Genomic DNA, 23,361 nt, shown 5'->3' on the forward strand with positions numbered 1-23,361 from the left:
TTCTCCGTAATTACGTATTTATCAATTTTTTAATTATTTTATTGTTTGATTCACTCGCGCGGTATTTGATAATTACAAAATTATCTTGGTAGTCAATATTAACTACATCAGCAAGCTCATACATCTTAGAAATCGTTTTTGAGTCGGAATGATTAAGCTTCAACTTATGAAGCGAAAAATTTTTTTCATAAAGATGCAGCAGTTTCTCATTAAGTTTGCTAATATTCACACCCCGTTCCGCGGAAATAATTAAAGCGTTCTCATATTTATTCATAACGTATTGAATTCGTTCTCTATCCTTTAGGATATCAACTTTGTTAAAAATCTTGAGCTGAATTTTATTATGGCAATTTAGTTCTTCGAGTGTTTCATCAACAACTTTAATATGATCTTCAAAATAGTCATGTGAAATATCTATAACATGAAGAATTATATCAGCTTCATGAACAACGTTTAGTGTGCTTTTAAATGAGGCAACCAGCATATGTGGAAGCTTGCGAATAAATCCAACGGTATCACTTAAGAGTATTTTTTTGTTTTTCTCTGGTTCATATGCCCTTGTTGTCGAATCCAAGGTCGCAAATAATTTGTCCTCTGCAAGAACACCTGCATTTGTGAGTCTGTTAAGTAAAGTTGATTTACCGGCATTCGTGTATCCAACGAGAGAAGCGGTTATAAATTCTCTTCTTCCCGCGCTTTTTGTTGTATGCTGAGATTCAATTTTTTTTAACGTCTCTTTAAGTTTAGTTATGCGAGTTCGTATAATTCTTCGGTCAGTTTCAATCTGGGTTTCGCCGGGACCCTTAGTTCCGATTCCGCCATATTGTTTTGAAAGGTGAGTCCACGCCCTAGTTAATCTTGGCAGCATATATTGAAGTTGAGCTAATTCAACCTGGGTTTTTGCTTCTCTTGTTTTAGCGTGTGAAGCGAATATATCCAGAATCAATCCGCTTCTATCTAATACTTTTTTTTCAAAAAGTTTTTCAAGATTTCTAACTTGAGTTGGATTTAAATCATCGTCGAATATTATTAAGTCGATATCATTCAAATCAACCAATTCGGCAATTTCAGAGGCTTTACCCTTACCAATATAGAAGGCGGGGTCGGCATGACTTTTTTCCTGCATAATTTTAAAAATTGTATTAGCCCCGGCTGTATCTGTTAACATCTCAAGTTCTTCAAGGTGTTCTTCTGCCTGTTCCTTGGTAAATTGATCAGTTAGAAGAGAAACCAAGATGGCTCTTTCCTTTGGCGTGTTTTTTATTTTTGTGTAGGTCGGTTTCATTTTTCCAAATTACTTAAATCGTTTTTTGAACTTTTTGAAAGATACATTTCTAGTAATGCTAAAATTAACGCAAATATCACAAAGTATTTCCAGAGTTCAGTTCCAAAACGCGAGTCATACACTTCAGTGTTTAAATTATCTTCCGCTGAGTGGATAAATACTGATCCGTCAAATGATATTATTTCAAAGTACTCAATTATTTTATCGGTCCCATATTTATCAGCTTCACTTTCAAGGGGGTGGGGATTAACGACTGAAAAATCTAACAGTTTATTATAACTTAATAATTTATAAGAGCCTGGTAAAAAAGTTTTATCGAACAATAAATAATTTTGATTAGCAAGAGAATCTGTATTAATGATAAAGTAATTATTCTGTGGAGCATCCACTTTTACTTGTGAAGTAAGTTTTTGGGAAATATCCAGAACCACAGAATTTCCACAGAACAGATCTGTATGCTTGCTATTTTTTGAGGCAGAGTAAAAGATTAATCTATTCATCAAAGGCGCAAATACTCCCTTTAAAGGAAAGTCACTCCAACCAAGAACCGGTGCTGTGTTAAAAACAAATACTCTTCCTTTATTCAGCGGAAGAAAGGAAAGGAAAGGAGCTCCGTCACTCAAACTGATTATTTTATCTACATCTGAAACTAGAGAATAATTAAAGTAACGAATGAAAGAGGGGGTTTCAAATTCACGTGATTCTTTGCTCTCAAATAAATCGTTGAATAAAGGATGATCAATATTTGTTTTGCCAAACTGTAATTGCTCCATTTTGTTATTACTTTTATCTATCAAAACAGCATTCTTAACAAAGGGTTTTAACTGCGGAATGTTAGGATAAAGATTGTTCTCCTCTGAAGTTCCGGGAAATACAATTAATGTTCCGCCCCTTTCAAGATATTGATTTATTCGGTTTGACGGATTGAAGTTTTTTGTTCCAACTAAAAAAATCGCATCAAAATTTGTAGGATTGGTAGAAACAATTTGCTGGTGTGAGATACTGGTTAATGATACTAAACCTTTACTTCCACTTCTCAGAGCTAACTCTACGAAATGTGCATCGGATTGATTATCGTAAACAAGCAATATTTTCATTGTTGCGGGTGAGAGAAAAGATACAAACCTACGGTTATCATTAATTATGGCATCATCCTCAATCTCCACAAAAGCTTCAACAAAGCCGGTATCTGAAAGGGTGGTTTCAAAATACAATGATTTTGATTCTCCCCCACTCAAACTAATTGATTGCTGAGATTTTCTCTGCCCATTTAAAAATAATGAGGTCAAGGTGCTTTGACTGTTTTGAGAATTATTTTTTACCTCGACACTAAATTCTATCGATTTCCCCTGTTCAAATATTTGATTTAAGCATTCAAACCTACTTACGCTTAAATTATTAACGGGATCTCCCGAAAAATCAATGAAATGAATCCGCGCATAAGGTTCTAAAACATTTTTTAACGATGATAGTTCTTTATCATTATCGTATAAGCTATTAGATTGAAAATCGGTGAACACGAATATTTCTTTATTATAATTACTTGATTCGTATAGAATTTGGGAGGCGCTTATAATTGACTCATTTATGCTTCTTCGAACGTTAGAAATCTCAATTTCGTCGATCAGTTTTTTCAAAGATTCCTTACCGGCAATTGGGGATACTTTTTTCTCGGGTTGGTCCACTGTGATAATTGATACTTCGTCTCCATTCTGAAAAACATTTAACAATTCCGCGGCTCTTTTTTTTGCCTGATTTAAATAAGATCCATTTTCATCGATTGCGGACATACTGAATGTATTGTCAATTATAAATACAGCAGATGTTTTTGCCGCAGAAGAACTCCCAAAATAATTTGTGCTAATTGTAGGGCGGGCGAAAGCCAATACTAAAAACAGAATAATCAAGCTTCGTATAATTAATAACAGCCATTGTTTTATTTTAATTCGGCGGATTTTCGATTTCTGCAATTCTTTTAAAAAGGCAAGAGTGCTGAACTCAACTCTCTTTAACTTTCGTAAATTTAAAAAGTGCAGAAGAATAGGAATTGATAGAGCGATTAATCCAAATAGTATCGCCGGATTCAAAAACGTCATTTATAAAACCTTACTTTCTTTAATTGCTTTTTCATAGTAATACAACAGTTTATTTGTGAAGACAGACATGTCAAATAATTCTACAGCACGCTTTCTTGCCGCCAATCCAAATTCAATTCTCTTATCCTCATCATTTATGAGTCGATCTATTTTTTGAGAAAGATCTTCCCAATTCATTTTTTCGAAAAGGTAGCTTGTTACTTCATCAACTGCAATATCGAGAACTCCGTCAGAATTAGAGCAAACAGAAGGCTTCCCCATACTTAATGCTTCCGCTAACGAAAGTCCAAATGCCTCGGCATGCGAAGGGAAAATAAATATATCAAATGCGGCTAAAACTTCGGGGGTATCTGTTCGAAATCCTGTAAAAATTAAATTATTTACCAGTCCCAAATTATTTGCTAATGTTTTTATTTCTTCGGCATATTGATCTTCCCCCTTGCTCGGTTCGCCAACGATCATAAAAACTAAATTATTATGTTTTTTTGAGAGTAATGATGCGGCGCGCAAAAATTCTTCATGCCCTTTCCCTTTACTGAACCGGGCGATCATTCCTATTAATATTGAATTTGGATTAATACTGAATTCAGCTCTTACTTTATTTCTATCAACCTTTGCGGGGTCGAATTTATTTGTATCAATTGCATTATGAAGCAACAGAATTTTATTTTTAGGAAGAGGTGTTGTATCCGATAAATTTTGAGCGATGACATTACTAATAGCGAAGGCATAATTTAAGCGGTTGTAAATTAATTTGTGTAAAAAATCCTTTTTTATAATGTAGGAGCCCATTTGTTTAGAAAGTACAAGGGGAATGTTTTTATTACTAAGTATGAGTGAAGGTACCAATAGCCACAAATCCTTTGAGTGTCCCGAGTGAATAATATCAAAGTGATTTTGTTTAAAATAATTTGCCGTTTTTAATATTTCTAATGGATGAAAATAACCTCTGGCATTAATTTGTTTTACTTTAAAATTGTGTTTAACCGCTTCGTCATAGAGTCTTGAATTTGACAAGCAACAAAACTCTACGGTTATTTTGTTGTTTAGTAACCTACCCGCAATTTCGAGCATATACATTTCGAGACCGCCCCAGCTCTTTGAAAAGCAAGTAATTAATACTTTCATTAATAAATCTTTTGAATTTTCGCGGATCTAAAATAGTGAAGAAGTATTTCATCGAAGTTATGCCCTAATTCACTCATAACAGCGGCTCCAATTTGGCATAAACCTACACCATGCCCCCAGCCTGCGCCTTCTATCAAAAATTTTTGAGGAAATCCATTAACAAAATTTAAAGCCGTTATTATGAATGCGGAACTATAAAGGTGTGTCTTTGAAAGAATTCTCCTAATCTCTAATTCCTTACCAATTGTAATTGTTTTTCTACTTCCAACAATTTTTAATTTGATTAATCTACCAGAGCCGCCTCTTTCAACAGGTTCAAACTCAATTAAATCACCAAAATCAATTCCACTTTTTTCTTTAATTATAGATTTTAACTCTTCTTGCGAGTATTCAATTTTCCATCGGAAGAAATCGGTTGTAGATCTATCAAAATCAACAAGTACCTGCGAAAGAATTTTTGGATCGGAAGTATTGCAGTATGCATTTGGAGAACATCTTACCCATCTTGTAAAATCCTCCTCACTCGTTAAGTCAAATGAAACGCCATCCAGCTCAAATTTATAATCAAAATTACAATCTAAATATTCATGTTTTTCATTTTCCCACACATTATGAAACGCTTCGGTTATACCACCACAGCATTTTGAAAACCTTGTATCACATATATTATTATTGTGCATTAGCACATAACCGCGTGTTGCCATAACTGCGGCATTAGCGTTATCATTAAACACCTTCGAAATTCCTTGATAACGCTGGCAATGATCATCCGCGCAAAAATCAAATAATTGATGATCCTGGCGGTCGTACCATTTAATTATTTCATTTTCTGTGATGTGGCTTGTTGTAATTGATTCTTCTTTGTTTTTTTTCTTATCAAGCTGTGCCAATAGCCAGCTGCGCGAAATAATTGAATGCGCTTTGAGAGATTCGATAGAACAATTTGGGCTCATTTCTGAGGAGATCACGCTAGTTAAATAATCTTCGAGAGAAATAAAATTGATGGCATGAATAAGACTATTATTAAGCACTAACTTAATACTGCCACGAAAACGCTGCTTCTCCTTTTTCATCCAATGAAAATCTTTACCAATAATTACATCATAGAGTAAAAAGGAATCGGATTCAACATCGGATGGTTTAAATAGGATTTCTTTTTCTTCCGCAATCTGCGCCCCATTCTGAAAAATTAATATTTTGCCTGAATTAATTTTTGCCTCAAATTCTCCATTTAATGGCTGGGGAATACCTTTTAGCAAATATTCTCCATACAAATCAAACCGAATTGAGGGCGCCTCAATTATACCAACACTAATTTTGGGTTCTTTCATATTTCACTATTGTTCTAAAATTTGTTCTAAATATACTAACCTAATCTTTAATAAAGTAGAAGCTAATTATTGGGTGTTCTAATCAAAATTGAGCAAAAAATGGATTTATTAATAAAATCAGATTTATTATCTTTAATTAAAAAATTACAAAAAATGAGCTACCGGATACTTTTATTTTATAAATACGTAAAATTCAGCAACCCCGAACAATTTCGTAACGATCACCTAAAATTTTGCACTGAAAATGATATTCTTGGACGGGTATGGATTTCTGATGAGGGGATCAATGGCACGGTATCGGGATTATTAGAAAACATTTCCCGCTACAAACAAGAAGTAAAAAAGTACCCCGAATTCGCCGATCTCTGGTTCAAGGAGGATCAATATGAGCAGCACGCATTCAACAAAATACATGTTAGAGTAAAAAAGGAAATTGTTAACGCAAGTTTTGGAAAGGTTGATCTTTCAAAAACGGGGAAAAGATTAGAACCGAATCAGCTTTTAGAATTATATAAAAGCAACACCGACTTTTTAATTGTTGATGCAAGAAATGATTATGAGAGTAAAATTGGCAAGTTTAAAAATGCCGTAACTCCGCAAATGAACACATTTAGAGACTGGCCGCGGATAGCGGAAGAGTTAAAGGAGTATAAAAATAAAACTGTTATAACTTACTGCACCGGCGGGATAAGATGTGAAAAAGCATCCGCTTATTTAGTAGAAAATGGCTTTACAGATGTGTACCAACTTAATGGCGGAATATGGAATTTCATTAATCAACATCCTGATACATATTGGGAAGGAAGCATGTTTGTATTTGATGAGAGAAGAATTGTTTCTCCTAATAATAAAGATGATTTAAAACATACCGGAAAATGTTTTTACTGCGGAACACCGGCATCTTACTATATTAACTGCCACAATCAAAGCTGCGATATAATTATTGTAACTTGCGATACTTGTAAGGAGATAAATAAATACTGCTGTTCCGATGAATGCCGCAATTCACCCAATCAAAGAACACGAATACATGGTTAAAAACTCAAACTAAATAATTCAGAAAGCCGGGACTGTTTTATTTATAAATCTCCGATAATAAGAGATTCCCACTTTCAAAATTGAAAGCAAAACCCATTATTTAAATAATTTTTTTAGAGTATTCGTTGAAATTGCCATCTTATATAATTACTTTTGCACAAAAAATAAAACCGCTTTCACAAAAAGCATAAAATCATCTCGTAAACAGTCAAAACACTGTTTAGTTTAAGATAAGCCCACAAGGCAGATAAATAAGTAATTACACTTGGGTTTATAAGAATTTGATCAGGAATATAATGAACATAATAAATTCTCTTATAATGAAGTTTGGGTTAATTATGAGCCATTATATCAATCAGGTTGGGAATGGATTGCTAAGTTTATTAGTTCGCATAAATTCCTCAAAGATGATTTTAATGCGAACGTCTCGATAACCCTACATAGGAAATCAAACAACGCCTTAAAGTTTTTGTATCCTTTCAGTAAATAATCATTTAAGAAGTTTTGATTGCCGAATAATCAATAACCGATTGTCTCAGAGGAGAATTGAATGGAGAGCAGTAACTATAACTTTAGAAGAGCCGATGGCAAATTAAATAGGGTCGGAATGTATGATCCTAAATTTGAGCATGATAACTGCGGTGTTGGATTTATTGCAAAGTTAGATGGAATTCCAACTCATACTGTAATTGAAAATTCAATAACGGTACTTGTTAATTTGGAACATCGCGGTGCGCTTGGTGGCGATAAAGCAACTGGTGATGGCGCTGGTATTATGAGCCAAATTCCCGATGACTTCTTTCGCCCGGTTCTTCAAGATTTAGGAATTACTCTTCCCTCAATTGGAGATTATGGGGTTGGAATGATTTTTATGCCTAATCAAAAAAGACTGATTAATAAATACAAAAAAATTATTGAAAGAATTGTAAAAGAAGAAGGGGGCATAGTTCTGGGATGGCGTGATGTTCCGGTTGACTCATCAATTATTGGAGAATTAGCAAAGAATAATGAACCATTAATTCTTCAATTATTTATTGACCGTGATAAAATAGAACAAGATTCTTTTGAAAGAAAACTTTATGTAATTAGAAGATTAGCCGAAAAAGAAATTGCAAATTTACCTGAAGATTCATCCCAGTTTTATGTGTGTACTTTATCGAGCTACCGAATTGTTTACAAGGGATTATTAACCGCAAGTCAGCTTCCCGTATATTATCCTGATCTTTCAGATCCAAGATTTAAATCAAATTTTGGAGTTGCTCACCAAAGATACAGCACTAATACATTACCAACATGGAATCTTGCTCAGCCGTTCAGATATATTGCTCATAATGGTGAAATAAATACATTGAGCGGAAACATTAATAGAATGAAAGCTCGTGAGTATAGATTAACTTCAGAACTCTTTGGCGACGACATTGAAAAAATTAAACCAATTATAGTTGAAGATGGAAGCGACTCGGCAATATTTGATAATGTTCTAGAATTATTAGCCCTTGGAGGAAGATCACTTCCTCACGCAATGATGATGATGGTGCCTGAAGCATACGGTCCTAAAATTCAAATGAGTGAAGATAAAAGGGCATTCTACGATTTCCACTCGGCGATTATGGAACCATGGGATGGACCAGCAGCAATTGTATTTGCAGATAATCGTTATCTCGGTGGAATTCTTGATCGAAATGGTCTGAGACCGGCAAGATATACAATAACTAGTGATGGATATGTTGTTCTGGCGTCCGAAACCGGAGTGCTCGATATCGACCCGGAAAAAATTATAAAACGCAGTAGACTTTCTCCGGGCAAAATGCTTTTAGCAGATTTTCAACAACACCGTGTTGTACCGGATAAAGAAATAAAATCTAAAATTTCAAGACAAAAACCTTATAGAAGATGGATTAGAGAAAATATAATTATTATGCGCGGATTATTTAATCCAGCAAATGCTCCAAAAGAAAATGAAGAAAGTCTTCTTCAACTCCAACATGCTTTTGGATATACTGATGAGGAATTAAAATTAGTAATTAATCCTATGGCTTCACGCGGGCAAGAAGCTGTTGGTTCAATGGGTAATGATACCCCATTGGCAATTCTTTCGGAAATTCCTCATCTCCTTTTCTATTATTTTAAACAGAGATTTGCGCAGGTTACAAATCCCGCAATCGATCCATTACGGGAAGAGCTGGTAATGTCGCTCGAAAGTTTTGTTGGCGGTGAAGGAAGTTTACTTGAAGAAGCGCCCTCAAATTTTAGAGGATTTAAATTCTCGCATCCTATTTTAACAAGAGATGATTTATTGAGAATTGAACAGGCCAACCATCCAAGTGTAAATGTAGAATATATAGATATTCTATTTGATAGAAACAAAGACGAAAACGCACTCGAGAATGCACTTAATTCTGTATTTGAACAAGCTGATAATTCAATTACAGATGGTATCTCAATTATAGTTTTAACAGATAGAAATATCTCTCACGAAAAAGTGCCAATCCCTTCATTACTTGCTGTATCGGGACTTCATCATCATCTCATTAAAAAAGGTATGCGCACGCAAACAAGTATTGTAATAGATACCGGTGAAGTTAGAGAAGTAATGAATTATGCCATGCTAATTAGTTATGGCGCCGATGCAATTTGCCCATATTTAGTTTTGAGTACTGTTAAGGGAATGGCTGAAAAGGGAATGCTCGAGACAAAACTAAAACCTGAAGAGGCAATTGACGCATATATTGTTGCGGTTAAAAAGGGATTGCTCAAAACAATGAGTCGTCTCGGTATATCAACACTTCACAGTTATTTTGCCGCTCAAACCTTTGAAGCGGTTGGAATTTCACAAAATGTAATTGATAAGTATTTCTGCGGAACAATAACTCGGCTTAGCGGAATTGATCTCCCAGAAATTCAAAGAGAAGCAATAATGAGGCATAACTCAGGATTTCCTTCTCATGGTAGAATGAAAAATCTACTCGATGCCGGGGGTGAATATACTATCAGAAATAATGGTGAAAAACATTTCTGGAATCAAAACACAATTTCACAGCTTCAGCTTGCAACTAAAACTAATGATTATGATGTATTCAAAAGTTATATAAAATTAGTCAACGATGATGAATCGGCTCCACGTACTATTAGAAGTCTGCTTGAATTTAAAGAACGAAAATCAATATCAATTGATGAAGTTGAATCGGTAGAAAGCATAATCAAAAGATTTGTTGTGTCGGCGATGTCGTTCGGTTCAATCTCGCGCGAAGCTCATGAGTCAATTGCAATTGCGGTAAATAGAATTGGATCGAAGAGCAATAGCGGAGAAGGGGGAGAAGATATCGCAAGATTAAAACCAAACGCCGATGGAGATATTGCGGCATCAAAAGTAAAACAGATTGCTTCGGGAAGATTTGGCGTTACACCCGAATATTTAATTAACGCCGAAGAACTGCAGATAAAAGTTGCTCAAGGTGCAAAACCGGGAGAAGGGGGACAACTTCCAGGACATAAGGTTTCGGATGAAATTGCCAGGGTTCGTCATACAACTCCCGGCGTAACATTAATTTCACCTCCTCCGCATCATGATATTTATTCTATTGAAGATTTAGCTCAGCTTATTTATGATTTGAAATGTGTTAACCCAAGAGCGAAAGTATCTGTTAAACTTGTTTCAGAATCGGGAGTAGGAACTATTGCGGCCGGTGTTGCAAAAGCTAAAGCCGATCTCGTTTTAATTTCAGGATATGAAGGGGGAACCGGTGCCTCACCTCTCACATCAATTAAACATACTGGCGTTCCGTGGGAAATTGGACTCGCCGAAACTCATCAAACTCTTATTCATAATAAATTAAGAGATAAGATTCGTGTGCAAGTTGATGGTCAATTAAAAACCGGAAGAGATATTGCGATTGCGATATTGCTTGGTGCCGAGGAATTTGGATTCGCTACTTCAGTTCTAATTACTCTTGGTTGTATTATGCTCAGAAAATGTCATCAAAATACCTGCTCTGTTGGTGTTGCTACTCAAGATCCGGAATTGAGAAAAAAGTTTGGAGGAAAGCCCGAGTATGTTGAAAGATATTTCAAATTTTTGGCTCAAGATTTAAGAGAAGTAATGGCGAAACTAGGTTTCCGAACAATTGAGGAAATGATTGGTCATACAGAAGTACTTGGTTATAATCCTCCAAAAGAATTATGGAAAGGTTCTAAGTTTGATCTCGATCCTTTATTTAATTCAATGGTTGATACCGCCGGAAAATCTTGTTGTTCGGTTGGCCCTACACCTATTGATACATATGATAATGAGCTGATGGAAATGGTAAAGCCCGCGCTTAATGAGAAGAAACCAATTGAATTGAATCTTCCTCTAAAAAATATTTATAGAACGGTTGGTGCCCGTTTGAGCGGTGAAATTGTAAAAAGGTATGGAGCTGAAGGATTACCAGAAGACACAATTAAAATTAATTTTACAGGTTCCGGAGGTCAAAGCTTTGGCGCTTTCTTAGCTCCCGGCATAACATTGAAGATTGAGGGGGACGTAAATGATTATCTAGGAAAGGGAATGTCGGGTGGGAGAATTATTGTTGTTCCACCGGCTAAATCTAATTTTACCCCTGAAGAAAATGTTATTTGCGGTAATGTCGTTCTCTATGGAGCAACCGGCGGTGAGATATACGTTAATGGAAAAGCTGGTGAGCGATTTGCGATTAGAAATAGCGGGGCTAAAATTGTTGTTGAAGGAATTGGCGATCATGGCTGTGAATATATGACTGGCGGAATTGTTGTTAGTCTTGGATCAACTGGAAAAAACTTTGCCGCGGGTATGAGTGGAGGTATTGCATATATTTATGATCAGTCACAATTATTCGATACAAAATGTAATCTTGATATGGTGGATCTGGAAACAGTATGGCATCAAAACGATAAACTGTTCTTGAAAACAATGCTTGAAAGACATTTATATTTTACTAATAGTCCACTTGCTAAAACTATTCTACAAAAATGGGATTCGCAATTACCGATGTTCGTAAAGGTTATGCCGATAGATTATAGAAAATCATTAGAAAGAATGAAAATGAGCGAATATCCGGATATTGATACAGTTGCAGTAACCGAGGAGGTATTCAATGGCTAAACCAACAGGATTTTTAGAATTTCAGAGGGAGAATCCTTCCAAACTTCCAATTGAATCTAGAGTAAAAAATTTCAATGAGTTTGAAATTTTCCTACCGGAGGATAAATTAATAAATCAAGCAGCTCGTTGTATGGATTGTGGAATTCCTTACTGCCATTCATATGGGTGTCCTGTCGGTAACAGAATACCCGACTGGAATGATATGGTTTATAGAAATCAATGGAAGTCTGCTCTAGATCTTCTTCACTCAACAATCAATTTTCCCGAATTCACAGGGCGTGTTTGTCCTGCACCATGTGAGCATTCGTGTACGCTTGCTATAAATACTTCACCGGTTTCAATAAAACATATTGAACTTCAGATAGTTGAAAGAGGATGGAAGGAAGGGTGGATAGTTCCGGAACCGGCACCATTTAAAACAGGAAAAAAAGTTGCGATTATTGGAAGCGGTCCCGCAGGCTTGAGCGCAGCGCAGCAACTAGCTAGAAAGGGACACGATGTTGTTGTGTTCGAAAAGAGTGATAGAATTGGAGGATTATTAAGATATGGTATTCCCGATTTTAAATTGGATAAGAGTACTATCGATAGACGAATTGCACAAATGGAAGCAGAAGGAGTAGTATTTGAACCTTCTGTTAATGTTGGAGTTGATATTTCAGCGCACTATCTTAAAAGAACTTTCGATTCAGTTATTATTGCCGCAGGCTCAACCGTTCCTCGCGATTTACAAATTCCGGGGCGAGAGTTAAATGGCGTTCATTTTGCAATGGAATTTTTAACACAGCAGAATAGAATTAATGCGGGAGATACTATTCCAGAAGAAAAAATATTAAACGCAAAAGGTAAACATGTTGTAGTTATTGGAGGAGGAGATACCGGATCAGATTGTGTGGGTACTTCGATTAGGCAGGGTGCGGCAAAAGTAACTCAAGTTGAAATTTTGCCAAAACCGCCGGTTAATCGAACCGAAAGTAATTCGTGGCCGGCTTGGCCTCAAATACTTTTTACTTCCACTTCTCATGAAGAAGGCTGCGAAAGATTATGGTCTCTATCTGCAAAATCATTTGAAGGAAAAAATGGAAATGTAACTGGAGTTAATTTTATAGAATTAAACTGGAGCGAGCCAGATAAAACCGGCATGAGAAAATTTGAGGAAGTGATTAATTCAAATAAAATTATTAAAGCTGATCTGGTTTTACTTGCAATGGGATTTGTTCATGTTGAACATGGAAGTATTATCAAGGAGTTGAAAATAAATACCGATAACCGGGGAAATATTATAGTTGATAAAAACTTTATGACGACTGAGGAGGGTTTTTTTGCCGCGGGTGATTCTGTGCTCGGCGCATCACTGGTTGTACGTGCTTTTAATGCAGGAAGAAGAGTTGCTTCTGCAGTAGATAATTTTCTAATGAAGTCTTAATTAAGTAAGAGTTAGAAATAGGTGTTTATGCTATTATTTAATACATAAACACCGAGTTCTAAATAAACTAATTCCAGTCGTTTTCTTCTTTTATAACAATTTTATTGTTTTCATCAACAAAAACTATTTTAGGTTGATGACTCTCCGCATCTTTTTCATCGAGATGAACATAACTGGCAATAATTAGTAAATCACCTTTTTGAACAAGTCGGGCAGCCGCGCCATTAACACTTATCTCTCCATCTGTTCCCTCAATTACAAAAGTCGAAAAGCGATTTCCATTATTTAAATTATAGATTTCAACTTTTTGGAACTGCCTTAATTTTGCCGCATCAATTAATTTTTTATCAATTAAAAAGCCTTCATCCTGATTAAAGTTAACTTTTGTAGTTACCGCCCGCTCAATCTTCGAATTTAATATTTGAATCATCATTCTTATTCCATCTCTTTTTGTTTTATTGCAAAGTTACATCAGCAAGTTTATTAATGAAAGAAGGCTAAAGTAAAATCGTAATTCTTCTGAATATAAAAAAGCAGCGATTTGCTATCTTTGAACTAAATAATTCTTCAAACTATGAAAACAATTTTATTACTGCTCGCAATTGCCGGGGGGATATTATTCCCTTATGGGGAGAAATACACATTCCTCATCCGTTACTTTTTAATGATCCTTTTATTTTTTGCCTTTCTTGATATTAAACTTGATAAAGGGGTTATTCAGAAAACCCATTTTATTATTTTAGCATCAACTATTGGTATTGCGCTGTTGATATATTTTTTGATAAAACCCTTCAGTATTGAAATAGCACAAACTGCATTTATAACCGCAATATCTCCTACTGCTATTGCCGCTCCGGTAATTATAAGTCTGCGGAAAAGAAAAGTTGAGTTTGTAGCATTTTCCCTTGTGCTTAATAATATTGTAATAGCACTTATAATTCCATTCTTGCTAACCTGGTTAATTCAAAGTTCGGCCAACATTTCACTTGGCAAAATATTATGGCCGATATTAATTACATTATCAATTCCATTGGTTGCCGGACAAATAATAAAAATTATATTCCCTAAAGTCTGGAAGTTTTTAGTTGATTGGAAGGATTCTGTCTTTTATATATTGATAGCAAACATTTACATAGCGACATCTGATGCCGCGACTTATATCGGTTCAGAAATGACTACCGATTTATCTGTTGTGTTGATAATCGCGGTAATATCGGCAGGACTTTGCATGTTTTTATTTTCGTTCGGATATTTTCTCGGGGGCAAACATCATTCTGCCGAGGCAAGTCAGGCGTTGGGACAAAAGAATAACGCCTTTACCTTATGGATAGCATTAACGTTCATAAGTCCATTAGCGGCATTGGGTCCAGTATTTTATGTGCTTTTTCAAAACATTTACATTTCATGGGAGTTATACCGGCTCTCAAGAAAATAATTTTTAGTTCTGTAATTGGATTATCATTAATCTTACAACTCCCGAAAATTCATTGGAATAATTGTAATTCTTGACATTTAATTTTAGTATACAATAATGCAAATTCCACCAAGACGAAATGTAAGTTCTAATTTCAATTTGGAAGTCTTAAATATATACTCCCTTAATTTTCTTTCTTAAGAAACATTTCTATTGAAATAACGTCGAATGTTTATCATATTTAAGACGTAATGTCTTTATACAAACTGTTTTATTTATCAAGTAGAAAGGAAGCTTATAAATGAAGAAGTTCTTTAAAGTACTTACATATATTTTTGGGGGAGTAGCATTTTTAATTATCGCTTTTCTCATCTATTTCAATTCATCATTTCCTAAAGTTGATCCGGCACCTCAAATAAATGTCGAGATAACACCCGCGAGGTTAGAACGGGGTGAATATTTGGCAAATCACGTTAGTGTTTGTATGGATTGCCATTCAACTAGAGATTGGTCCCGCTTTTCAGGACCTCCGATGGCCGGTACGATTGGTAAAGGGGGCGATAAATTTGGAGAGGAAATTGGATTTCCAGGCACACTATACGCTAAAAATATAACCCCGGCTTCACTTAAAAGTTGGAGTGATGGAGAGTTATTGCGCGCGATTACTTGCGGGGTAAATAATGAGGACAAGGCATTTTTTCCATTGATGCCCTATTTATCCTACAATCAATTTACAAAAGAAGATGCCTATTCAATTGTAGCATACATCCGTTCTCTTCAACCGATTGAAAATAAGGTGCCCGAGGGTTCATTAAATTTTCCTCTTAATTTTATTGTAAAGACAATGCCTCTTCAAAAATTTAATCCATCTCCAGAACCAAATAAAAATAACCCAAAAGAATATGGAGAATATCTTGTTAAAATTGGAGGATGTTTTGATTGCCATACCCAATCGATAAAAGGAGAATATATTATGGAGAAGGCTTACGCGGGGGGAATGGAATTTAAGTTTCCAGGCGGTGTTGTGCGCTCTGCAAATATTACTCCCGATAAAGCAACCGGAATTGGTTCGTGGACTAAGGAACAGTTTATCGCAAGATTTAAAGCTTTTGATCCCGATAGTAACGAGGCTATTACAGTAGGAATAAAAGACTTTAATACAGCAATGCCATGGACAATGTATGCTGGAATGACTAACGAAGATTTAGGGGCTATGTATGATTATTTGATGACATTAAAACCGGTTTTGTTAGCGAGTGAAAGATGGACCGCCGCAAGATAAATTAGTTTGTTAAATTTACGGTTACAAAATTTAATGCGGGTTACTTTTGAACGAAACAATTACTGCCATAGTCCTTTTTTTAGTAGGAGTTATAGCGGGAATAATTAATGTAAATGCTGGCGGTGGTTCAACTTTAACACTGCCGGCATTAATTTTTTTAGGACTTGATTCAGCTACTGCAAACGGAACGAACCGATTGGCAATTATTTTGCAAACAATATCATCGTCAGCGGCATACAGTCATTCAAAATATAGTCAATTCAGGTTATCACTAAAACTTGCAATAATTACATTACCTGGTGTATTAATTGGTGCAATTGCCGCCGTAAAGATTGATGACAATACTTTTCAGATTATTCTCGGAATTGTAATGCTCGGAATCATATTAACAATGCTTATTCCTGAAACTGCTTCAAAAATTTATGATGATTCAAGTGATAAAAAAATAACTCTACCAGTTTTTGTTTCCTTTGTACTCACCGGTTTCTATGGCGGATTTATACAAGTTGGAATTGGGTTTATATTAATGGCTATTCTCAATAAGCTAATGAAATTTAGTCTTGTGTATGTAAATATGCACAAAGCAGTAATTGTAATGCTTTATACAATTCCGGCTCTACTTGTATTTATAATTGCAGGCAATATAAATTGGTATTTGGGAATTGTTTTAGGTTTGGGTAATGCCGCCGGCGCATGGTGGGCAACAAAAACATCTATTAAAAAAGGGGATAAGTACATAAAGATTTTTTTAATAATTGCCATGTTTATTATAGCAATTAAATTATTAGGTATAATCCCATAGTTGATTCTAAAAAACTCTGCTTTAGTACAAATGGACTAATTGAATAAAATAAACGGCAAATGTGCTAGTGCTAAAATTCCAAACCTTAGCAAAGTTTCTTTTCTAACTGATTCCGCCAAGTAAGTAAAGTATAACCCCTTCATTATTGTATTGCTCATCATTGAAATAATAACGGCGGTTCCAACAACCGCAGAGCTCTTTACGGTATCATTAATAATAGATAATACAAATGGGGTGATATCTGTAACACCTATTACTGCCGATAAGAAAAATATTCCCGATTGACCGAAATGTTGTTTTGCTAATGTTGTTATTATAGTTAACAAAACAAATAGCAACGCAAAAATTAAAGAGGGCCTTATTTCAAATGGATTTTGAAGCTGCTCAATTCCTTTTTCTTTTTTCAATTTTGTGGGAGAATTATTGAATTTTATGAGTGAAAGCGCCACACCAAATAAATTTAGAACAATTATCTTCCACCAAATAGTTTGAGCTAATGCCGGACTAATAATAATAATTAAAACTAATAATCTGATATGCATCATACTCGAAGCAATAATTGATCCTTGCAATGCGGGATAAGCTAGATTTGAATTTTTATTCGCAATTCTTCCGTAAGCTATAGTAACAGCAGTACTCGAAACTATACCGCCCGCTAATCCAGATAACCAAAATCCTAATCGGTCTCCAAATTTTTTCGATAAATAATACCCAACAAAACCAATTGTTGAAACAGCAATAACCATTCCCCATATAGTTGTTGGATTTAATTTGAAGGGGGTAAAATCTCTATTGGGCAGAACGGGTAGAATGATTAATGTAACAAGTAAAAATTTTAAGACTGCTAAAAATTCTACTCGATCAAGACTTTCAACAAACTCTTCCATCTTTGATTTTTCAGAAAGTAGTAACGTGTTTATAATTCCAAGAGACATAGCAACCCATATATCAACTAACAAAGAAAGGGCGCCAACGATAAAAGTAAGTAAAGCACTTATTTCGCTTGTAATACCAAATCGCTCCGACTGTGCTTTTGTGAAAAAAGAAATAGCGGTCAAACCGGCTAATGCTATTAGCCCGACAGGTAAAATTGCCATAACTCCATTTTGGTGAAGCCAAGCACATCCAAATCCAAACATACTAATAATTGGATATGTTCTTACTCCTCCAAGAATAAGCTTTCCTTTTCCCGATCCTTTACTGCTTTCCCTTTCTAGCCCCACTAAAAAGCCAAGAGCAATTGCAACAACAAACCTGAGTTCGTAAGTCCATTCAATAATATTCATATTTATACCAAAATGATTAGGAACAATTTTAATATTGCTAAATCTTTTTTAATTGTAAACAACTATTTTTATATTAATGATAACACACGAAGGATGTTCTTTATTAATTCAGCGATATAATATTTTAATAAAATAGTCTAGAGGTTGTAATGAAAAAAGCAATAGTCTTTGTTATGGTTCTAATGCTGAGTAGTGTATCGGGGGCAGTTCCGAAAGTATTTTCCTTGTTATCTCCCGACAAAAAACTGGAAGTAAAAATATCCGTCTCTGACATTCTCACATTTTCGATTATCAAAAAAGGAGTTGAGATTATTGCCCCCTCTTCCATATCAATGACAATAAATGAAAATAATGTGATTGGAAAAAATTCAACGGTCATCGACTCAAAAAATAATTCGGTTAAACGAGTTATCCCGAGAGTTGTAAAGCAAAAAAGTAGAGAAGTAGTGGAAAATTATAATGAACTTAGAATTTTGTTCAAAGAAAAATTCGCTCTAAATTTTAGAGTTTTTAACGAGGGAGTGGCTTACCGATTCGAAACAGAGTTTCCCGGGGAGATAAAAATTAACCATGAAGAATGCACGTTTAATTTTGCTGATGATTATTCAATTTACTTTCCCGAAGAAGAATCATTTATGTCACATAACGAAAGATTGTACCCTTATCTATCATTAAAGGAAATTAAAGATACCCGTTTTTGCAGTACTCCCGCAGTTGTGGACACGAAAGAGGGCACGTTGATTGGAATAACTGAATCTGATCTATTTGATTATCCGGGGTTGTGGCTCAAAGGTACATCGGCTAATAGTTTAAAAGGATTGTTTCCTCAATTTGTATTGGAGGAAAAAGCAAAAAATGATCGAGATGTTGAACCGATAAAACGGGCGGATTATTTAGCGATTACAAAAGGAACAAGAACCTTTCCTTGGCGGATTTTTGGGATTACAAATAACGATGGTGATTTAATTACTAATGAATTGGTTTTTCTTTTATCCCAAGAAAATAAATTGAATGATGTTTCCTGGATTAAACCGGGCAAAGTAGCTTGGGACTGGTGGAATGCAAATAATATTTATGGAGTTGATTTTCGGGCAGGAATAAACACGGAGACATATAAATATTATATTGACTTTGCATCAAAATATGGAATTGAATACATAATACTTGATGAAGGCTGGTACAAACTCGGTGATATATTATCTACTTCTCCAGAAATGGATATACCCGAGTTGATGAAATATGCAAAAGAAAAAAATGTAGGAATAATTTTATGGGTAATTTGGAAAACGCTTGAGAATCAGCTTATCCCTGCGCTAGATCAATTTGAAAAATGGGGTGCTGCGGGAATTAAAGTTGATTTCATGCAGAGAGATGATCAGACTGTGGTTAATTATTATTGGAAGGTTGCCGAAGAAGCCGCCAAAAGAAAACTCTTGGTTGATTATCATGGTGCGCATAAACCTGCGGGATTATTCCGCGCATACCCAAATGTAATTACTAATGAAGGAGTTAAAGGGTTAGAAAACAATAAGTGGTCGAGTGATGTAACTCCGGAACATTGTGTTACAATACCTTTCACTCGAATGTTTGCCGGTCCAATTGATTTTACACCAGGCGCAATGAATAATGTACAAGTAAGTTCTTTCAAAGATATGTTTTCTCAGCCGGTAAGCATGGGAACGAGGGCACAGCAACTGGCAATGTATGTGATTTATGAGAGCCCGCTTCAAATGTTATGCGATCTTCCAACTAACTACTATAAAGAATCTGAATGCATGGAATTTCTTTCTAAAGTTCCTGCTGTGTGGGATGAAACAAAAATTCTTGATGCAAAAATTGCAGATTATATTTTAGTTGCTCGAAAGAATGGGGAAGAATGGTATATTGGGGCAATGACCGATAATACACAAAGAAAATTAACAGTTGATTTTTCATTTCTAGATGAAGGTAAGTACAAAGCACACATCTGGCAAGATGGGATAAATGCCGATCGAAACGGGAATGATTACAAAAAAATAACAATCGAAGTATCAAATAAAAGTAAACATGAAATTAAACTTGCACCCGGCGGCGGATGGGCTGCAATTATTACCAAATAAATGAAAAAGAAAAAGGCTACTAAGAAGAAAAAAATCCGTATTCCTTTACCCAAACAAGCGCCAAAGGTAAAGGGATCCGATAAAATTTATAAACGAAACAAAAGTAAAAATATTAAGGAGTAGAAAGGTTTATTACCAAAAGAAATAATATCTATGCCTTAAGTAGCTTGGGAGAAAATTGGTTAATTGTCGTGCTGAACTGGTTCAGTATCTAAAACTAATTAATGCAATAACTCTTCCTACTGTAGATGTAACTTGGCTTTATTTTTAATCGTTCGTTATTCGAAGAAATCAATGAAAATTGTTGTAAACAATAAATTATAAGAATGTCTAAAACGTAAAAATTTTATCTCGGAGCATTCGGAATTGCAATTTTCTGCAAATTTATTCAGATATAAAAAAAGGATTTTTTAAAGATTTTTATTTGTTTATTTCATTACAAGCATTATTTTTGAGGTGTAGTGGCAGTACTTTAGAAGTAGATGTAGACGTAAAGCAATTCGATCTAACACCCTTTTTAGAGCTCTGTCCCGCAACAACAATTTATTTTTAAAATTATCAAAGGAGCATCTGTCATGGCAGAGCGCAAACAAGGAACCGTAAAATGGTTCAACAACACTAAAGGTTTTGGTTTCATTAAACAAGAAAGTGGAGATGACGTTTTTGTTCATTTCAAATCTATTATTGGAGATGGATACAAATCCTTAGCTGAAAACGATAAAGTTGAATATTCAGTTGCTCAAGGTCCAAAAGGGCTACAGGCATCAGAAGTAAAGATTCTTAAATAAGAAACGAAACCGATTTTTGAGAGCCGTCTTTTGAATTTTGGACGGCTTTCTCTCTACAGGTAAGGCAAAAAAGACTTTTTGTCAAAAAATATTTGGTTTGTTAGATAAGTATTCGTATGTTTGTACCAACAAAGGCAGTAACTTTAGAAGTAGATGCAGACGTAGAAGCAATTCGAACACTCACCAGATTTTAGAGCCCTGTCAAAGTTTCAAATTCATTTTTTAATATTTATAAGGAGCATCTGTCATGGCAGAGCGCAAACAAGGAACCGTAAAATGGTTCAACAACACTAAAGGTTTTGGTTTTATTTCACAAGCTAACGGGGATGATGTATTCGTACATTTCCAATCTATCGTGAGTGAAGGTTACAAAAGCTTAAACGAAAATGATAAAGTTGAATATTCTGTTTCTCAAGGGCCAAAAGGTCTTCAAGCATCAGAAGTAAAAGTACTTAGATAATATCTAAAGCTATTTTTATTAAGAAAAGCCGCTTAATTAATTTGAAGCGGCTTTTTTATTTATGAAAAAAGTTCAGTAACTGGAAAGAGTTCCTTTAATTCTTGCATATTCAAACCCAACATTAAAACTATATATACCTACCGAAAGTGAAACAACTGAAAAACAGGTGAGAGAAAAAATCTCCGGTGTGAGGGAATAAAGATTTGAATTCAGAATTAGCAATTCCCTTAGTGCATTTAATGCATGAGTGGTTGGTAAAAAAGAAGAAAATTCTAACAAACCCGGAGGAAGCATCTCGACAGGAAAAAATACTCCGCTTAAAAAAGTTGATAAAGTAGAGAAGATCCAACCAATTGGGTTACCTTTTTTAAAAGCCAATGTAATGCCAGCTGAGATAAATCCAATACCGGATAAAGATAAAATTAGCAATATGATAACAAATATTGCTGGAAGTATATTTGGAGAAATCTCTATACCCAAAAGGAATCTCATCGAAAGCAACATAAATGCCGACTGAGCGAATAATTTTATATAGTTATAAGCGGAGGCCCCAACAAGAAGCAATATCAAACTTTTCGGACAAAAAAGTAAAAATTCCAAGGTCCCCAATGTCTGTTCTTCCCGTATCGATTTTGAAAACGAATTAAGTGAAGTTGATGAAAACCACTGAAATAAAATTCCCACAATTAGAAATGAGGAGTAATCGCCATTATACTTGCTTAAAAAGGAGTTGGAGCCAGATACCATTAGTTTAGATAAAAAATAGACGAGCACTAAAAAGGAGAATAAGCTCAAGTATTGCAGAACAATCTGTAGTTTATAACTTTTATAAATTAACCAATCTCTTTTAATAAAAACTAAAATAGTGTTCATGATACTTTTCGGTATAATGATAAATAAATATCTTCCAAGCATTCATCTCTAATATCAACACCAGCTATTTTGTATGACAGCTTGGATTCTCCGGAAAATAATGTTCTAATCAATTCGGGTTTTTCGGAAGAGGGCACTCTATAAGTAATCCTATTATTAATTGTAGTATGATCAACCTTACTGTTGAATTGAGATAATATATTTTGATTGGGTATTTCAGAAAATTCAATGGTTACTTTTGAAAATCTATGTTTGAGCATCAAGTCACTGATGCTTGAGCATAAAAGCATTTCTCCATTCTTTATTATTCCTATATGATCACTCAAAAATTCTGCTTCATTTAGATTTTGGGTTGATAGAAGTATAGTCTTTCCTTCATTTTTCATCTGTTTAATTATATCCCTAACTAAAATTGCCGAAAGGGGATCTAAGCCGGTTGAGGGTTCGTCAAGGAAAACCACCTTGGGATCTGGCAAAAAAGCTCGACAAAGACTAAGTCTTCTTTTCATTCCGGTTGAATAGTTCATGAACATTTTATCTTTGTCCTCAGTCAAATTGAATTTTTCCAATAAATTAATTACTCGTGAACTGATAATGCCTTTATCCAAACCGAATAACTTTCCATAAAATTCTAAATTTTGAAAGCCAGTCAATCGATAATAGAAAGAACGCTCGTCGCATAAAGATAACCCAATGTTTGATTTTACTTGTTTGGCCTGTGAGGTGATAGAGAAACCATTGATAAAAGCATCACCTTTGGAAGGCTTTAGAAGAGTAGATAACATTTTTAATGTTGTTGTTTTTCCGGCTCCATTTTCTCCCAACAAGCAAAATATTGTCCCACGATCAACTTTAAATGATAAGTTTTTAACAGCACAAAACTGTTCTTTTCTTTTATTAAACTCCTTCGATAAATTATCGGCGACAACCATCACTC

Annotated in this window: 17 protein-coding genes; 9 read left to right on the plus strand and 8 right to left on the minus strand. The window is 34.9% G+C overall.

What is annotated here, in order from left to right:
- Positions 1–10: 10 nt before the first annotated feature.
- From hflX to KF816_01055, 4 genes are read right to left on the minus strand one after another with little or no spacing between them, the layout of a single operon-like run.
- Positions 11–1,285 (minus strand): GTPase HflX, encoded by a 1,275-nt coding sequence (gene hflX / locus KF816_01040; protein ID MBX3006587.1) that lies wholly within the window; start codon positions 1,283–1,285, stop codon positions 11–13.
- Positions 1,282–3,381, minus strand: a complete 2,100-nt coding sequence (locus KF816_01045) for a BatA and WFA domain-containing protein (protein ID MBX3006588.1) — start codon at positions 3,379–3,381, stop codon at positions 1,282–1,284. Before KF816_01045 ends, hflX begins: the two co-directional genes overlap by 4 nt.
- Complete coding sequence (locus tag KF816_01050; protein MBX3006589.1) at positions 3,382–4,509, minus strand: glycosyltransferase family 4 protein; 1,128 nt, start codon at positions 4,507–4,509, stop codon at positions 3,382–3,384. It abuts the gene before it with no gap.
- A complete protein-coding gene (locus KF816_01055; protein MBX3006590.1) occupies positions 4,509–5,840 on the minus strand; it encodes a SpoIID/LytB domain-containing protein in 1,332 nt (443 codons plus the stop codon). Before KF816_01055 ends, KF816_01050 begins: the two co-directional genes overlap by 1 nt.
- Before the next feature lie 99 nt (positions 5,841–5,939).
- Between KF816_01055 and KF816_01060 the strand changes: the two genes are divergently transcribed.
- The 3 genes from KF816_01060 (at position 5,940) to KF816_01070 (ending at position 13,420) form a co-directional block, all read left to right on the plus strand.
- Complete coding sequence (locus KF816_01060; GenBank protein ID MBX3006591.1) at positions 5,940–6,878, plus strand: rhodanese-related sulfurtransferase; 939 nt, start codon at positions 5,940–5,942, stop codon at positions 6,876–6,878.
- 550 nt (positions 6,879–7,428) lie between these two features.
- A complete protein-coding gene (gene gltB, locus KF816_01065) occupies positions 7,429–11,997 on the plus strand; it encodes a glutamate synthase large subunit (protein MBX3006592.1) in 4,569 nt (1,522 codons plus the stop codon).
- Positions 11,990–13,420 (plus strand): glutamate synthase subunit beta, encoded by a 1,431-nt coding sequence (locus KF816_01070; GenBank protein MBX3006593.1) that lies wholly within the window; start codon positions 11,990–11,992, stop codon positions 13,418–13,420. Before gltB ends, KF816_01070 begins: the two co-directional genes overlap by 8 nt.
- 67 nt (positions 13,421–13,487) lie before the next feature.
- Here KF816_01070 and KF816_01075 read toward each other — a convergent pair whose 3' ends face one another.
- The gene (locus KF816_01075; GenBank protein MBX3006594.1) at positions 13,488–13,853 is read right to left on the minus strand and encodes an aspartate 1-decarboxylase; all 366 of its coding nucleotides are present in this window, start codon (positions 13,851–13,853) and stop codon (positions 13,488–13,490) included.
- A gap of 141 nt (positions 13,854–13,994) precedes the next feature.
- Here KF816_01075 and KF816_01080 point away from each other — a divergent pair, with 141 nt between their 5' ends.
- The 3 genes from KF816_01080 (at position 13,995) to KF816_01090 (ending at position 16,918) form a co-directional block, all read left to right on the plus strand.
- Entirely contained in the window at positions 13,995–14,855 is an 861-nt protein-coding gene (locus KF816_01080; protein MBX3006595.1) for a hypothetical protein, read from the plus strand.
- A gap of 280 nt (positions 14,856–15,135) precedes the next feature.
- The gene (locus KF816_01085; GenBank protein ID MBX3006596.1) at positions 15,136–16,116 is read left to right on the plus strand and encodes a hypothetical protein; all 981 of its coding nucleotides are present in this window, start codon (positions 15,136–15,138) and stop codon (positions 16,114–16,116) included.
- Positions 16,117–16,162: 46 nt separating this feature from the next.
- Positions 16,163–16,918: a sulfite exporter TauE/SafE family protein gene (locus tag KF816_01090; protein ID MBX3006597.1), complete on the plus strand. Its 756-nt coding sequence runs from the start codon at positions 16,163–16,165 to the stop codon at positions 16,916–16,918.
- A 35-nt stretch (positions 16,919–16,953) separates the two neighbouring features.
- On the opposite strand, the gene KF816_01095 is transcribed toward KF816_01090, so the two are convergent.
- Positions 16,954–18,204: an MgtC/SapB family protein gene (locus KF816_01095; GenBank protein MBX3006598.1), complete on the minus strand. Its 1,251-nt coding sequence runs from the start codon at positions 18,202–18,204 to the stop codon at positions 16,954–16,956.
- A gap of 149 nt (positions 18,205–18,353) precedes the next feature.
- Here KF816_01095 and KF816_01100 point away from each other — a divergent pair, with 149 nt between their 5' ends.
- The 3 genes from KF816_01100 (at position 18,354) to KF816_01110 (ending at position 21,551) form a co-directional block, all read left to right on the plus strand.
- Positions 18,354–20,303 (plus strand): glycoside hydrolase family 97 protein, encoded by a 1,950-nt coding sequence (locus KF816_01100; GenBank protein MBX3006599.1) that lies wholly within the window; start codon positions 18,354–18,356, stop codon positions 20,301–20,303.
- 575 nt (positions 20,304–20,878) lie between these two features.
- Entirely contained in the window at positions 20,879–21,091 is a 213-nt protein-coding gene (locus KF816_01105) for a cold-shock protein (GenBank protein ID MBX3006600.1), read from the plus strand.
- A gap of 247 nt (positions 21,092–21,338) precedes the next feature.
- Positions 21,339–21,551 carry a cold-shock protein gene (locus tag KF816_01110; protein MBX3006601.1) on the plus strand — a complete coding sequence of 71 codons (213 nt, stop codon included), beginning with the start codon at positions 21,339–21,341 and terminating at the stop codon, positions 21,549–21,551.
- 72 nt (positions 21,552–21,623) lie between these two features.
- Here KF816_01110 and KF816_01115 read toward each other — a convergent pair whose 3' ends face one another.
- Together KF816_01115 and KF816_01120 are read right to left on the minus strand one after the other, a co-directional pair.
- Positions 21,624–22,424 (minus strand): ABC transporter permease, encoded by an 801-nt coding sequence (locus tag KF816_01115; protein MBX3006602.1) that lies wholly within the window; start codon positions 22,422–22,424, stop codon positions 21,624–21,626.
- Positions 22,421–23,356, minus strand: a complete 936-nt coding sequence (locus tag KF816_01120; protein ID MBX3006603.1) for an ABC transporter ATP-binding protein — start codon at positions 23,354–23,356, stop codon at positions 22,421–22,423. The genes KF816_01115 and KF816_01120 overlap by 4 nt, the downstream gene beginning before the upstream one ends.
- Positions 23,357–23,361: the final 5 nt, after the last annotated feature.

The sequence above is a fragment of the Melioribacteraceae bacterium genome (assembly GCA_019638015.1).
Lineage (GTDB): Bacteria > Bacteroidota > Ignavibacteria > Ignavibacteriales > Melioribacteraceae > JAHBUP01.